This window comes from Spirochaetota bacterium (genome assembly GCA_040756435.1).
GTDB lineage: Bacteria > Spirochaetota > UBA4802 > UBA4802 > UB4802 > UBA4802.
Map to the genome: position 1 here is coordinate 1 of JBFLZD010000028.1, position 14,920 is coordinate 14,920.

A 14,920-nucleotide genomic window follows, 5' to 3' on the forward strand; every position below is an offset into this window, starting at 1 on the left:
TGTGTATTATATGTTAATAAAACAATGGTAGAGGGAAACAATGGGTGTTATAATTAAAGACATAAAAAAAAATAATAATGAGATTATACGAGTGGAAATTTCGGAATATCAGGGAAAAGAACTTATTAATCTTAGAATATGGTATCAGGCAATTGATGATGGTGAGGTTGTTTATAAACCCACACAAAAAGGTGTTGCGCTTTCGGTTGATAAGTTCAGTGAATTACAGGAAGCAATAACAAAGATAGCAGAATATTTGCATGATAAAAAACACGGCACTACACCTCACAATGTATAGTTCCATTGCAGTGTAATCTGATCAGAGATTGTATTACCAATTGACGGGCTTTTTTTATCTGCATTTCATCATGAACTATATTTGGATTAAGCACACCATCATAGACATCCAGAATGCAGTATTGTGCCCCTTGCGGAAATTTCTGTATACAATCACAAACAAGCTTTTTAGGTGTTTGTTTCAAGGCAGTGGCAATAGTAAACCATCCACAATCAAACAGTATATAATACATCATCTGAGGATCAATACATTTTTTTAACAGCTGGTTAAATGGCATTGTATACAGCATATTGATATGTGATACATTTTTTAGGTAATGCTGGACTATTGTATACTGTGACAGGATTGTGTGGTCATAGGTATATTTGTTGTTTACGTATGAGGCTATACTTTTTATTCGCCTGGAAGATAGATAGTTAGATAGTTGATTGAAAAGCTTTGAATTATCATTAAAAGCTGTGGCGATAGTTACATCATCGCAATGCGATAAAATCGTATACAGTAATCCAGATTTTTCTATTTCAGAAAACCATGTTTCAAATGTTTTTTTCTGGAATGTTGATACAATAGCAATATGGTGCAAAACGCTGGTAATTTGATCAATAAAATTCCCAAATATGAAATATGGTTTGGTTCTTAGTTTTAAATAAAGAATTTCTTCAAAAGCATATATTCCTTCAATAAGGTCCCTTGCTGTTATATGGTGTATAGTTTTCCCAACATGAAGAATATCAGATATCAGGTTACTTGAAATATTGTATTTAATTTTTAATGCATGCTGTGGGAATGCTCGTGTTAGCAAATACAGATGGTAAGGAGTAAGTATCTTTTCATTCAATAAAAAGTATATCAATTTTTGGAACTCAGTATCTTCCATTGTTTCAAGGATTATTGGCAAAGATGGAAACAGGTTGTAGGGGTCGTTGAAGAATTGTAAAAATTGTGTCTCGATATCATTCAATGAATGGCATGTTGTATAATTGCTAACGTTTATTCTAAATAGTGTGAATAATTCTAGAGGCATATATATAGTAAAATACTCGTCGACAAGGTGTGGATTGTTACAGCGAATATATACACTAAAAAAAATATGCACACTATCACATGGTGTATATTCAAGAGGTTTGTTAAAAGCAAAGGTAGCCTGTAACTTTTTTTTTGATAATAAACTTAAACGCAATCCAATATTGGAAATGTTTTGTTGAATATAATCTATGATAACTTTGAAAATATCTTCAGAATCGGTTGTTATGATTATTGGATACTGTTTTGACGTTAATCTTTTTAATGTTACTACTACATAGTATTTCTTTACAATTCTTTTTCCTGCCTGCCATGGAGATAATGCAATCCCTTCACATATGCCTGAACTTAAAATGAAATTATCAAGACCATACAATAAACTGTAAAAAATCAGGTGTGATGCAGTATTATAAAACATTGCTGTACAAGTTATATATTTATGAAAAATCTATGAACATAAACGCAACATCATCTTTTCGGTCATGAAGTGGAGAAAAATGGTCAAGTGTCTGTAAAAGATGTTCACAGAAATCTTCGGGTTTTTCATTGTGTTGTTTTAAAAATTTTGCCAGTCTTTGTTCCCCAAATTCCTCTTTATTCTCATTTTTTATTTCAGTTATTCCATCTGTATAAAGGATGCACCTATCACCGTGTTCAAAATGAATGGTTTTTTGTTCATACAGTGATTCATCCTGGATACCTAAAAATAAACCGTTGGTATCAAGAGCAATAATTTTGTCAGCGCTTTTTCTATAGAATAGCGGGCGCGTGTGTCCAGCATTTGTGAATGAGACTGTTTTTTTCTCAACATCTATGACCATATAGAATGCAGTAATGTATTGCATATCTAAAAGTAATCCGCGCATTTCTTCATTAATTTTTTTCATTAATTCCTTGGTATTTTCTATTTCATATGCGTATATGCTGAATGTCATCTTGGCCATACTCATAACCAGTGCAGCAGGTATACCGTGACCAGTAACATCAGCTATCAGTACACCAACTTTTGAATCAGAGATTTTGTAGCAATCAAACAGATCACCACCAATATCTGCAATAGGAAGATATCTTCCACTGATAGATGGGTATGGAACAAAAGAAAAATCTTTAGGAATGATAAATTGCTGAAGCCGTTTGGCATATTCCAGTTCTTTTTGAATGAGCTGATTTTTTTCATAGAGTTCATCATGGGCACTTTTTAAGCGAAGCAAGGATTGAACTCGTGCTACCAGTTCTTTCTGGTTTAAAGGTTTTAATAAAAAATCATCTGCACCAATGGTTAATCCCTTAATCTTGGAGTTTAAATCATCAAGGCCCGTCATAAGAATGACGGGGATGAATTCATTCCCGATGTATTGTTTAAATTGTTCCAGAAAACCAAATCCATCCAGATTGGGCATAACAATATCAACTAATATTAAATCAAACTGTTTAGATTTTAATGCATTGAGCCCTTCTCTTCCATCTGCTGCTTCAAAAACATTTATGTTATATGCTGAAAGAGTATTTTTCACAATTGCTCTGTTTAATTTGCTATCATCAATAACGAGTATATTTTTTGGCATATCAGATGAATGAAAAGGTTGCAAAATCATAGTACCTGCTCCTTCACTTTACTTTTGTTGATGATGAAAAAAGCGCATATTGCTGTTCAATATATGGCCCGGAAGAATACGTAATATTAATATCTTTTATGATTCTGTATTCCTCATCTTTAAGTATATTGGGAGCATAAAGAGGTAGATTAATCTGGTCGCAGAATAATCGCAACCCATTGATAATTTTTATTCTGTCTTTAAAGTAATGGAGATTGCGTATTATATGTTCTGATAATATAACCAAAGAAAATTCAATTGTAGAAAGTGACTGCAGTAAATTACTCCCGATGTAACAGTTTGAAACAGCAAATTCAACTGGTGTAGTGTTCTTTGAGCTTAATCCATCATAGTGCAAGATGAAAGAGTGTAATTCTATCTCGGCAATAGCCAAAACTATTTTGTCCAGTGAAAGTTTGGTACACACTTCTTGAAGGGTACTTATCTGTAAAGATAGGTCTATAGAAGGGATCCAGTTGATGATAAACGGTAAATGAAATTTGTGAGCCGATACAATATTTGCTAATGAAGAAACAAACTGTAAGTAATGTTCCTCAGATGTAATTGCGTTTTTTATCATTATATCAAAAAAGTTTTTTGCCGATACCAGCTGTTTGCTGAATACATGACACAGTGATCGAGTAAATTCAGTATTATAGACTGGTAATAAAAAAATATAATCACTGATATCTTTTTTTGAATGAATTTCCTGCCAAAAAGATGAAATAATTTCTGCTTCATTGGCAAGTGATAGCAGGGGTGAAAAATTAGATTTTATTGATTTTATTTCCTGAAGTATTTTTCTGGCCAGATGTTTATGGAATGGAACAACACCATGGGCATAATGAATTTCAACATGGTGATGTATTGATTGCAGTGATATATCCAGCACCAGTTCTTTACAAAGTTTTGTAAATTCTGAAACATTAGTTTTTAATGCTGATGGAAATGGGAACAGGATAGCTATCTCATAATCATAAAGATCTGCAACAGTAACATATCGCTCATACGGAAAATGTATCTCGCAAATTTTGGGTATGAGTAAAGAAATATTCTCAATATCATATTCAAAATTTTTATATCCTCTATACTGGTAAAAATCAACAAGTGGTAAAACTTTAATTATTAAAACCCCTATAGCATCTATTGATGTTTCAAATGAAAGCAGGTTTTCAAGGACAACTGGGAGGTAGTGATACCCTGTTACAGGTTCGTGAAGAAATGGGTCAATGAAGATGTTTTTTATTATTTTATTTGTTTTTATATATTCCCAGAATTTATCGTTCCGGGACATTATTGGACTGAACGCATAGACACGGTTTCGTCCATCAGTTTTTGCTGAGTATAATGCCTGATCTGCACGTGACAGTAATTCTGATAAATTTATACCCATTGAAGGGTATTCTGAAATGCCGGCAGAAAAGCTGACTGAAAAAGACTTGTCAGGTGTATTTGTTTTAAAGTTGATGCTTGAAAACTGGAGCCTGATACGGTCAATAATTTTTTTTGCTTCTGTTGCCTGGACACCAGGGAAAATAACGACAAACTCTTCACCACCAAATCGTGCGGGTGTATAATTCTCTGATTGCAGTGATTTTAGCATATTGGCTAACTGTATCAAGACTATGTCCCCCACAGGATGGCCATAGGTATCATTAATATTTTTAAAGTGGTCAATATCTATAATTGTGATTGAGACGCATCTGTGAATGTTGCTTTCTATATCAAATGAAAAACGACGGAAAAATTCTTTGCGGGTAAAAAGGCCAGTGAGGTCGTCAGTTACGGATAATAAATACAGTTCATCATGCTGTATCAGTTTTGCATGGACCAGGGAATGCAATTCCTCATTTTTTAATGGTAAAGGGAGATATCCATCAGCACCTGCATCAATAGCTGAAATTCTATCCTGTATTTCATTATTATATCCAAAGACTATACAGGGAACATAACGGGTTATAGAATTTTTCTTTATAAGGCTGACAAGCTCAAACGCATTGATATCGGTAATATCGGTACCAATTAAAATTATATGGGGCAATTTGTATGAGATAAGGCTTAAAACTTCCATGCCAGTTTTTGCAAGTGTGATAGTGTATAAAGAGTCAGAAAAAACCTTAGTAATTGTACTGACAGCATCCTCATCTTTTGAAACAATAAAAATCTGATAATTTTTTTCTATTCTAGTTGTCATTATTCGTTAATAACCTAATGTTTCATTTAAAATTTTTAATGCCTCAACCGCCGCCTCATCATAATTTTTGTTATGGTATTGTGATTCCTTGTATGCATAGTTAATACTACTGGAAGCATTGACCCGATGCAGGCCTTTGATTTTTGAGTTGTTCAATATTTTTATTACAGCTTCCATGTCACCTCCCTGAGTCCCAATGCCCGGAATGAGAAGTGGGATATCTTTTCCGGATTCTTCAAATACCGTGATAATATCATTGAGTTGCTGAGGAAATGTTGCACCTACCACAGCACCAATACCTGGAGTATACCATTCAAGTAGTTTTTTTGCAATTAATAAATACAGCGGTTCATTGTTTATAACAATATCCTGTATTTCTGAAGAACTTTTATTGGAGGTTTTAACAAGAACATAAAACCCTTTTTCGCGATAGTTACTGGTAAAAGGCTTAATGGAATCAAATCCTAAATAAGGTGACAGAGTAACGGCATCTGCATTAAAAAATTCAAAGGCTTCTTTTGCGTAGGCTGTGGCAGTCTTGCCAATGTCACCACGTTTAACATCAAGGATCACAGGAAATCCTTCATTCCTGAATATCGTGATGACATCACATAACGCAAGCACACCTTCAATGCCGTACTGTGCATAAAAAGCATAATTTGGTTTTACACATGCTGGATAAATATGAAGCTGCAAACATTTGTTAAGTATGCCCTCATAAAAGGCTACAATAGTATCGCGTATCGATTTCTTTTTGATGGGGATATCTTCAAGTACTGGGTCTAGCCCCATGCACACAATACTTTTATTTTTCCTGGAATAGTATGTCAGCGATTCACAATAGTTCATTCACGAAAGCTCCTGTAAATGTTTTGTATAGATTCCATAATTCTCATCGTCAAAAAGTACAAAATACACATCTATCACAAAATTTTCTTTTTCCATGAACTCAATGATAGTTGCTAGTGCTATGCTGCATGCTTCATCTTTTGGGTATCCATACACACCGGTGGAAATAGCGGGAAACGCAATTGATTTACAACCATTGTCCTTTGCAAGTCTCATGCTGTTGTAATATGAATTTTTTAAAATAGCAGCCTCATTGTGATTTCCCCCACGGTACACAGGGCCGGGTGTATGAATGACATGTTTAGCTTTAAGCCGGTAGCCTTTCGTGATTTTGGCTTCTCCGGGTTGAGCCCCACCCAATGTCCTGCATTCTTCTAAAAGCTGTGGTCCGGCGGCACGGTGTATTGCGCCATCGACACCACCTCCACCAAGCAATGAAGGGTTAGCCGCATTAACTATCGCATCAACTTCCATTTTTGTAATATCACCCTTTAGTATGTGGATATGTTTTAAAATTGTGCTTTTATGTACAGCCATTGGTACCCCCCCACTGTGTAATGTAGAAAAAATTTTTTTTACATGGTAAAAAAAGGTATTATTAATTGATAATAGTATTCACACTATACGTTTTATTCAAGCATATTTATTGAAAATGTTTACGAGATATATACTACAATGATACGGTATTTTGATATTATTGTTATAGGGGCAGGTCATGCAGGGGCTGAGGCAGCACTGGCTTCGGCACGCCGTGGTTTTACAACGCTACTTCTAACCGGTAACCTTGATACTGTCTGCCAGATGAGTTGTAACCCTGCTATAGGTGGGCTTGCAAAAGGGCATTTAGTGAAAGAGATTGATGCCCTGGGCGGGGAAATGGGTCTTGCAATAGATGAAACGGGCATACATTATAAGATGCTCAATAAAAGCAAAGGACCTGCAGTATGGGCACCGCGTGCTCAGGCAGATAAAAAGCAGTATCAGTTACGCATGAAGGAAGTTCTTGAAAAACAGAAGAATTTAACAATAATTCAGGATATAGTTGATGCAATTATTGTAGAAGGTGGGCAGGTACAGGGTGTTGAAACAATACGCGGGCAACAGCATATAGCTAAAGCAGTGATTGTATGTACAGGTACATTTTTAAAAGGCTTGATACATATTGGGAATTATAATGAAAAGGCAGGCAGGTTGGGTGATTTCTCGGCTGAGAAGCTTTCAGATTCACTGCGAGCCTTTGGATTCCCTGTTAAGCGATTGAAAACAGGAACCCCTCCTCGGGTAAATGGCAATTCAATAGATTTCAGCAAGTGTGAAGTGCAGCATCCTGATCCAGTACCGGTACCATTTTCGTATAGAACACATTCCATTAATCGCCCACAGGTCCCCTGTTATATTACCTATACAACCGAAACAACACACGCAATTATTACCAATAATCTTCATCTTTCTCCATTATACTCAGGGAAGATACAGGGGATAGGACCTCGGTATTGCCCGTCAATTGAGGATAAAGTTGTCCGTTTTTCTTCACGCAATAGGCATCAACTCTTTTTAGAGCCAGAAGGTTTGCACACCAATGAGTACTACATTAATGGTTTTTCAAGCTCATTGCCTGAAGATGTACAGTTAGAGATGATAAAAACCATACCAGGGCTTGAAGAAGTCCAGGTTATGCGGCCTGCATATGCGGTTGAATATGATTATGTACCTCCTGTGGAGTTATACCACACACTGGAAACAAAAAGGGTCAAAGGATTATACCATGCAGGGCAAATAAATGGGACATCAGGATATGAAGAAGCTGCTGCACAGGGTATTATTGCCGCCATAAATGCAGGTAATAAACTGTTAGGGATGCCACCGTTAGTTTTAAAGCGTTCTGAAGCGTATACTGGTGTACTGATAGATGATCTGGTTACCAAAGGAGCAGATGAACCATACAGGATGTTTACTTCACGCGCAGAATACAGGTTACTGCTGAGGCAGGATAATGCTGATGAACGGTTGATGCGTTATGGATATGAAATTGGCCTTATTGATAAAGCATTGTATGAGAAGACAGTAGAAAAGTATAAACGAATACAGGAACTGACAGATAGCATTAATACAGTATCTATTGTGATTGATGAAAAGTTACATGAAATCCTTAAAAATAAACAGATTGAAATAGAAGAGCGAAATCAGATACAAGCAGGAAAACTTTTGCGAAGACCAGAAATCAGTCTTGATGATGTGTTACCGTCTATTATACAAAGCGATAGTAGCCTAATAATGAATGAGCAGGAAGCAAAGATTGTTGAGATGAACATAAAGTATGAAGGCTATATAAAGAAAGACCTGGAGCGTATAAAAAAGCTGGAACAGATGGAAAACAAAAAAATACCCGAAACCATCAATTATGATGCAATCATAGGACTTAAGAATGAAGCACGGGAAAAGCTAAAAAAAATAAGGCCTGAAACCATAGGGCAGGCGCTGCGTATTTCAGGCGTTGATCCTTCGGATATATCAATAGTTTTAGTACATCTTGAATCATTACACAGAAAACAATCCAATTAAGTTACTAATATTTTCAATAAATTATATGTATTGTATGCTCTGAGATTCAATGTTCCACGTGGAACATTATGTCACATAACATTACTTCTCAATAAAAAGATTAAATTTAATTAGGAATAAATATCATACTACAAGTAAGGCTGTATACAACAAACTGTTGTGAAATTTTTAAAATTGTCTGATTATATACAGTGGTCATTATGATATAATCATTTTTACATTTGAGCAGTAAAATAAATATAATAAACACTTAGGAATTTAGATAACAATCAAAAGCTCATGCAATGCTTCTATCGATGATGCTATAATAACACGTTATTGAATTGGGTTCATTGTACTAAAAGAATTTTATAAAAGATAAAATAAACATCTCTTAATAGTATTAAAAAATAAAGAGAAATATTTTCACGTTTCATGTACAGGATTTTGCAATGTAAGGATGAGCAGCAAATTGAAGTAATGGCAGGATTTAGCATGCTAAATGGCCAGTGTTTAACTGGTAGTAACTAAATTCAATTAAAATGCTATGCAACAAATTTCAGCAGGTGGGTCTTTGGTATAATGTGGTGAAATGATTTTACACATACTCATCAAGGTACTTACTATCCATGTTTGACTATCTATACACAGGCACATGAACAAATACTAAATAAAACAGCATGAAGTGATAGGATTATGATCTATCATGAATACCATGCTGCAGTTGTAAATTAGTGCTATGATGTTGTCAAAGTGTTTATTAGTAATAAATATCGTTTTATGAGCATATAGAGATAGTGGTTTAAATATTTTATAGAAGATGTAATGAATTTGATCAATTCATGGTATAATACAGGAAATAATGTGTAATCCATAAGTTTACAATTATTAAATTGAAGATGAAATAGTCCAAAGTATATAAAGAGTAGGGGAAAGGGGGTGATGTGAATAAATTTTATATTTAACAAATCTATTGATTATTGATCATTACAGCACTATTGATTACAATAAAAAAACATGAACTTTCAAGAGAATTAATTTTTAAGATCATATACGGTCTGTGGAATATGTAGGTATTTTATCATAATAATTATAGTATAGCGGAAAGTTTTGTACATGAAGAAAGCAATATGAAATACATATTGAAAATAAAGATTAATGGTATGGAGATAATTTTTGGCTGATGAAAGAATAAAGTCCGACACAAAGTAGAAAAATGTAGACTCGTACTCAAAACATCCTTTTGAGGGTATATTCTCAAATAACAAAAACGTAAATGAGGTATCTTTGAATCATATACAATTGGGAGAAAGAATTGTCATCAAGAAATGGTATTCCATAAAGGAATATCGGTATGGGAAATAGCACGAATATTACAAAGGCATCCCTCAACAATAAGTAGAAAGATAAAGTGGAATGTAACAGGTGGATATTGAGTATAAGGCATAAAGAAATCGTAAAAAATTTCATAGCAATGGGGGCCGTCGCAAAACAAACCGTGGGGCTTGCACTGAGCATGTCGAAGTAAAGCAATCTCAATGCATCAGAAGACAAGATTGCTTTGTCACTTCGTTCCTCGCAATGACGTGGGTGCAAAGTAATTGCAATGAGGTGTCTTTGGGGACACCCTCAGGTGGTATAGCGTCAAATATTGCATGCGTAGTTCGAAAGGCTCACAATCAAGATCGTATAGATGGTCTCCGAGTGTTCCATAAAATCAGCAACCTTCTATCGAAAGAGGATAGCTTTTCTTAGATTGAAGTACTAAACCAATGCTGTTTAAAACCTGAGCTGTTGTAAGATTATAGAGTATAGAAAGAACAATGCATTTTTCTTTGGCACTTTCTATTGTTGCTGCCTGGACAAAAGAAAGTGAATGGTGGGATAAGGGCAATCCTAAAAAATTGCATCAGATAAGAATATTAATCTTGATAATGCACGTATGAATACATACACGTTCACAGAAGTCTAAAAGATGGAAATTTTGGTATGAGATTTTACAGGGATAGCTTAATGTTGGAATTCTATCTTGAAATGACAATTACTTTTAATTATTAATTAAGAAAGATTATTGCAAAGAATAATATATTCTGTTATACATTGATGATTTATTTATAGCTGAGTACAAGAGAATACGAATTATGCATAATTCAAATTCCGGCATCATACCCCAGGAAATAAACAGAAAGCTGCAGGAATATGCACAGCTTATACATGAGTATAATAAAAATACTAATATTACAGGATTAAAAGATAGTGAATCTATTTATAAAGAACTCATCATGGGGAGCATAACGCCTTTAATGCATGTAGATGTTCCACGTGGAACAAATTTTATAGATATAGGCACAGGTGCAGGGATACCGGGAATCCCGCTATTGCTGTATTTTGGCGGGAATATGAAAGGTGTTTTAGTAGATTCAAATAATAAAAAAATTAAATTCCTGTTGAATGCAATAGAAACATTGGGAATAACTAATATAGTTACGGTAATTCAGGGCAGGGTAGAAGAAATAGCAAAAGAAAAAGCATATAGGGATAATTTTGATTTTGCTGTTGCCCGTGCTTTTGCTCACCCGCTTATGGCACTGGAGTATGGACTGCCCTTTGTGAAGCAAGGGGGGTGGATGTATATATATTATGCTCTTAATGTGTATGAAATGAGAATACAAAATAATAAGATAGTGTCTACTGATAAAGAGATAATAGTAGAGTATAGTGATAATAAACAACATGAAGCAAATAATTTTGCAAAAAATGATATGGCAACATTAATTCACTATTTAAAAAAGCACGCACATAATCTTGGCGGACATATGGCTACGCTTGAAGAAGCAAGAAAATTGAAACTATATGAAGGTTTAATCTTTATGAAAGATAGGTACACGCCTGCAAGCTATCCACGAAAACATGCTCTTGTAAAAAGGGAAGTTGCGAATGTAAGGGATATAAGTTCATGAGCCATATAAAAAAGAAATATCTTCTTAGTATGGTTTTGGTGTATTGTATGACTTTTACAGGAATCAATGCTCAAATAAATCAAGGCCAGCTGCACAGTATGATAATAAAAGATGAAACTCTAATTGCACCAGGCATTGGGGCATCATCTACGGTGATTGATATGTCTGAACAGGAAGTTTTATTAATAAAGGGGAACCCTTTTGAAAAAACACAACAGGTACAGCATGATTTATTTAAGGATGTTTTAAAAATACAATCAGAAATTACGGTACCTTTTCATTATTTATATACTTACCGGAATCCATTAACCATTATAGGATTATATACTGGCAGGGTATCGTTTATTATTATATGGGGTTCATATGGTGTTTTAATTGATGGTGTGCGTTTATCAAAGGGTATAATGGCAATAGTATTTAATTATGGCAATGAAGGAATGAAGGTTCTAAAAGATGCAGATGGGTCAATCTACATGTATCCGTCAAAGGGGATTGCGTTTATTGATGAAAAGAGTGATGATACTGTAGATGGGGTAATAATTTTCAAGGGTAGTTCAAATCAATAATTATTATGCAATAGAAATTTTTGTGGCGATGCTTTCATGGATATGATGTGCAAGCATATCATTAATCCCATATTCATGAAAAACAATATCATCAATTGTATCCATTAATGTTTTCCGTTTAATTCCATCAACATTCCTGAGTTCTAAAGATAATTTTTTCAAAAGCTTTTTGTTTGTAGAATTAATTATTTTTATAGGCAGTTTCTCAAGATTACCACGCAAGACTTTAACAGTAAAAAATTGAGTTTCATAAATATATTGCAGCAGGCGAGAATTTAAAACAGCTACAAGGACATCAGGGTCCAGCTGCGGTGACAGTGGAATAAAACCATTAACATTGTTAAGTGTATACAATCCATGGGGGTCAACGGCAAAGGTAAGATACCTGCCGATAAATTTATATAGTATTTTATTTCTTGTAAGGTAACATTGCTGTTCGGCAACTTGTTGTAATGTGGCCACATTATATTTAAAATAATGGTTACTGAAATTAATACGAAATTTCTCTACATCTTTGCCTATGATTATTGGATCAGGATGTGTTGAGTTTTTGATAGTGCTAATGTGATAGTCATTATTGCCAGTGACAATACCAAGAAAAAATTTAACCCTGTCTTGTAATGTAATATACGGCAGTGTATGAATGTGCTCTAATAATGCTACTGCTTTGCGGGTATAATTGATGGAGAAGATAGATTCATGGGAAGTACAATACATTTGTTGGGGTATCAAATGTGCGATAGTTGTTAATGATTTTGCATGTTTTATGTGAACAATATGTTTCCTGCGAATTTCTTCCCGTGGCTCCTTTTGAACAGTAAGCGATATGGCAGGTGCATACACTCCTTTAAAACAATCTCCCCATTGAACTATTTCTTTAATTATGGTGTGCGAAAGTAGCATATGGCGTGAGTTCTGATGTGCTTTAATGTTGAGGTATGCTTCAGGAATTAGAAAAGATAAAATTCCGCGTTCGTGCAAAAAAGAAAGTGACTGCTCAATAAATAACGTAAAACTGTTTATACCACTTTTGGCTGAAAAATAATGCTGTTTGAAGTATTGCTTTTGTTCATGTGTGAAATGTGCACCCCAGGGGGGGTTGCCAATAATGATATCAAATCCAAATGCATTATTTTTATTAAAAAGGTCTTCTGCTAAAAGCATGTCCCTGTTGAAAATATTAGTATGGGTTCCTGAAAGTCTTTTTATATTCCACTGTGCAATCATACAGGCAATGGGATCAATATCATAGCCAAAGAGATTATTGTGGCAGATAGTGTATGCAGCTTCTTGCTGAGAAATACCATGTTGTTTGTAAAGCTCCATAAGATATTGATATGTATAAATCAAAAACTGACCTGATCCACAAGCAGGATCTAAAATTTTAACAGTAAAAGGATTGTCGTGATATTGCAGCGCCTGTTCAACCATATACTGTACAATAGCAGGTGGGGTGAAATATTGCCCTTTCTTTTTTTTGTCATGGGTGTCTTTGATGTTTTGGTAAATATAACCTGCTATATCACCATGCTGTATTATGTCCCATCCACTCATTACCCGTAGAAGGTCATTGCATGCTGTGATTCCCTGATTTGATAATGGGATTGTCATTTCCTTTTGGAAAAGAATATGTTTCAGTATTGCTGTGATGGCATCGGTTCTATTGGCTAAGCCATCAATATCTTTTTTTAGTTGCCCAATGCAGAAATCGATATAATGAATGTTATACGTAATATATGAATCAATTTTTTTTTGCATGGTAACTATCGGTTACAAAAAAATGAAGAAAAGATTGTTCATATTTACATATCGATATATTGTACAAAAACGATTAGCATTTGTGAGGAAACAATGCACGAATTATCCATCATGTCCAATGTCCTTGATATCGTTGTTCAGCATGCATCACAAAACGGTGCCAGTAAGGTAACTAAAATACATCTTCTGGTTGGGGAATTGTCGGATTATATTCCTGAATGGATGCAGACATATTTTGATTTTGTAAGCAAGGATACCATTGCTGAGAATGCTGAACTGGTTGTTGAAATGGTGAAGGCATCACTCAAATGTGATGATTGCGGCAATGAGTTTACCTTTAATAAAAATGACTGGCAATTTAGCTGCCCTCAGTGTAATTCTCCCAATATCACTATTATATCAGGAAGAGAGCTTACGGTAAAAAGTATAGAAATAGAGGGGTAGTATGATGACTATAGCAATAGTTGTAGTGAGTGATAGGTCATACAGAAAAGAGCGTGAGGACCTTTCAGGCAAGGCTATAGAAGAGTGGGCTAAAGACAGGGGATATAGTGTGGTTGAATTTTGTATTGTTCCTGATGAGCGCGAGATGATAGCACAAACATTGCGGAACCTGTGTGCAAAGAATATTAATTGTATTTTGACAACAGGAGGGACTGGATTTGCTCCCCGCGATGTCACGCCTGAGGCAACGGCTGATGTTATTGAACGCTATGCTCCAGGATTTGCTGAAGCCATGCGCCATGCTTCACTTGCAATAACCAAACATGCAATGCTGTCACGGGCAATAGCGGGTATCAGGGGATCTTCAATTATCATTAACCTTCCTGGAAGCCCAAAAGCTGTTATAGAGAATTTAGAGGTTATACAGGATGCCCTGCCGCATGCTGTAAGGCTTGTGCAGGGTCAGGTTAAAGACTGTGCCCATGAATAAAATTTGATTGTACTGGCCATCCAACTGTACCGATATTATATATAGTACACCTATCTTTACTGTTTATGTGTTTTCATGCTACTACGTGAGTTTATTAAAAAAGTGTTTTTAATGTATGAAAATGCGGTCAATCATCAATTGGTAACACCACCTATGTGATAAAAATGGATTAGGGAGTCAATTGGATCAGAGAAGCAGTGAG

At 35.0% G+C, this 14,920-nt stretch carries 13 protein-coding genes; 7 read left to right on the forward strand and 6 right to left on the reverse strand.

The features are described from left to right. Positions 1 to 40 precede the first annotated feature (40 nt). Positions 41 to 298 (forward strand): transcriptional coactivator p15/PC4 family protein, encoded by a 258-nt coding sequence (locus AB1444_09155; protein MEW6526819.1) that lies wholly within the window; start codon positions 41 to 43, stop codon positions 296 to 298. On the opposite strand, the gene AB1444_09160 is transcribed toward AB1444_09155, so the two are convergent. Genes AB1444_09160 through AB1444_09180 form a run of 5 tightly spaced genes read right to left on the reverse strand, consistent with a single transcriptional unit; the run spans position 279 to position 6,496 of the window. Beyond that, entirely contained in the window at positions 279 to 1,739 is a 1,461-nt protein-coding gene (locus AB1444_09160; protein MEW6526820.1) for a hypothetical protein, read from the reverse strand. The two genes, AB1444_09155 and AB1444_09160, sit on opposite strands and share 20 nt — an antisense overlap. Positions 1,740 to 1,758: 19 nt before the next feature. Next, on the reverse strand, positions 1,759 to 2,916 hold the full coding sequence (locus AB1444_09165; GenBank protein ID MEW6526821.1) for a fused response regulator/phosphatase: 1,158 nt from the start codon (positions 2,914 to 2,916) through the stop codon (positions 1,759 to 1,761). 13 nt (positions 2,917 to 2,929) lie between these two features. Next, positions 2,930 to 5,110 carry a diguanylate cyclase gene (locus tag AB1444_09170; protein MEW6526822.1) on the reverse strand — a complete coding sequence of 727 codons (2,181 nt, stop codon included), beginning with the start codon at positions 5,108 to 5,110 and terminating at the stop codon, positions 2,930 to 2,932. A 6-nt stretch (positions 5,111 to 5,116) separates the two neighbouring features. Continuing rightward, positions 5,117 to 5,959: an orotidine-5'-phosphate decarboxylase gene (gene pyrF / locus AB1444_09175; GenBank protein MEW6526823.1), complete on the reverse strand. Its 843-nt coding sequence runs from the start codon at positions 5,957 to 5,959 to the stop codon at positions 5,117 to 5,119. Further along, complete coding sequence (locus tag AB1444_09180) at positions 5,960 to 6,496, reverse strand: O-acetyl-ADP-ribose deacetylase (protein MEW6526824.1); 537 nt, start codon at positions 6,494 to 6,496, stop codon at positions 5,960 to 5,962. It abuts the gene before it with no gap. Positions 6,497 to 6,634: 138 nt separating this feature from the next. On the opposite strand from AB1444_09180, the gene mnmG reads away from it, so the two are divergent. The 4 genes from mnmG (at position 6,635) to AB1444_09200 (ending at position 12,026) form a co-directional block, all read left to right on the forward strand. Then, positions 6,635 to 8,521 carry a tRNA uridine-5-carboxymethylaminomethyl(34) synthesis enzyme MnmG gene (gene mnmG, locus AB1444_09185; protein MEW6526825.1) on the forward strand — a complete coding sequence of 629 codons (1,887 nt, stop codon included), beginning with the start codon at positions 6,635 to 6,637 and terminating at the stop codon, positions 8,519 to 8,521. Between the two features lie 1,307 nt (positions 8,522 to 9,828). Then, the gene (locus AB1444_09190; protein ID MEW6526826.1) at positions 9,829 to 9,936 is read left to right on the forward strand and encodes a helix-turn-helix domain-containing protein; all 108 of its coding nucleotides are present in this window, start codon (positions 9,829 to 9,831) and stop codon (positions 9,934 to 9,936) included. A 705-nt stretch (positions 9,937 to 10,641) separates the two neighbouring features. After that, positions 10,642 to 11,460 carry a 16S rRNA (guanine(527)-N(7))-methyltransferase RsmG gene (gene rsmG, locus AB1444_09195; GenBank protein MEW6526827.1) on the forward strand — a complete coding sequence of 273 codons (819 nt, stop codon included), beginning with the start codon at positions 10,642 to 10,644 and terminating at the stop codon, positions 11,458 to 11,460. A gap of 47 nt (positions 11,461 to 11,507) precedes the next feature. Then, entirely contained in the window at positions 11,508 to 12,026 is a 519-nt protein-coding gene (locus tag AB1444_09200) for a hypothetical protein (GenBank protein ID MEW6526828.1), read from the forward strand. A gap of 3 nt (positions 12,027 to 12,029) precedes the next feature. On the opposite strand, the gene AB1444_09205 is transcribed toward AB1444_09200, so the two are convergent. Beyond that, entirely contained in the window at positions 12,030 to 13,784 is a 1,755-nt protein-coding gene (locus tag AB1444_09205) for an N-6 DNA methylase (GenBank protein ID MEW6526829.1), read from the reverse strand. Positions 13,785 to 13,877: 93 nt separating this feature from the next. Between AB1444_09205 and hypA the strand changes: the two genes are divergently transcribed. Together hypA and AB1444_09215 are read left to right on the forward strand one after the other, a co-directional pair. Further along, positions 13,878 to 14,228: a hydrogenase maturation nickel metallochaperone HypA gene (hypA, locus tag AB1444_09210; GenBank protein MEW6526830.1), complete on the forward strand. Its 351-nt coding sequence runs from the start codon at positions 13,878 to 13,880 to the stop codon at positions 14,226 to 14,228. A gap of 1 nt (position 14,229) precedes the next feature. After that, a complete protein-coding gene (locus AB1444_09215; GenBank protein MEW6526831.1) occupies positions 14,230 to 14,718 on the forward strand; it encodes a MogA/MoaB family molybdenum cofactor biosynthesis protein in 489 nt (162 codons plus the stop codon). The last annotated feature ends 202 nt before the right edge of the window (positions 14,719 to 14,920 follow it).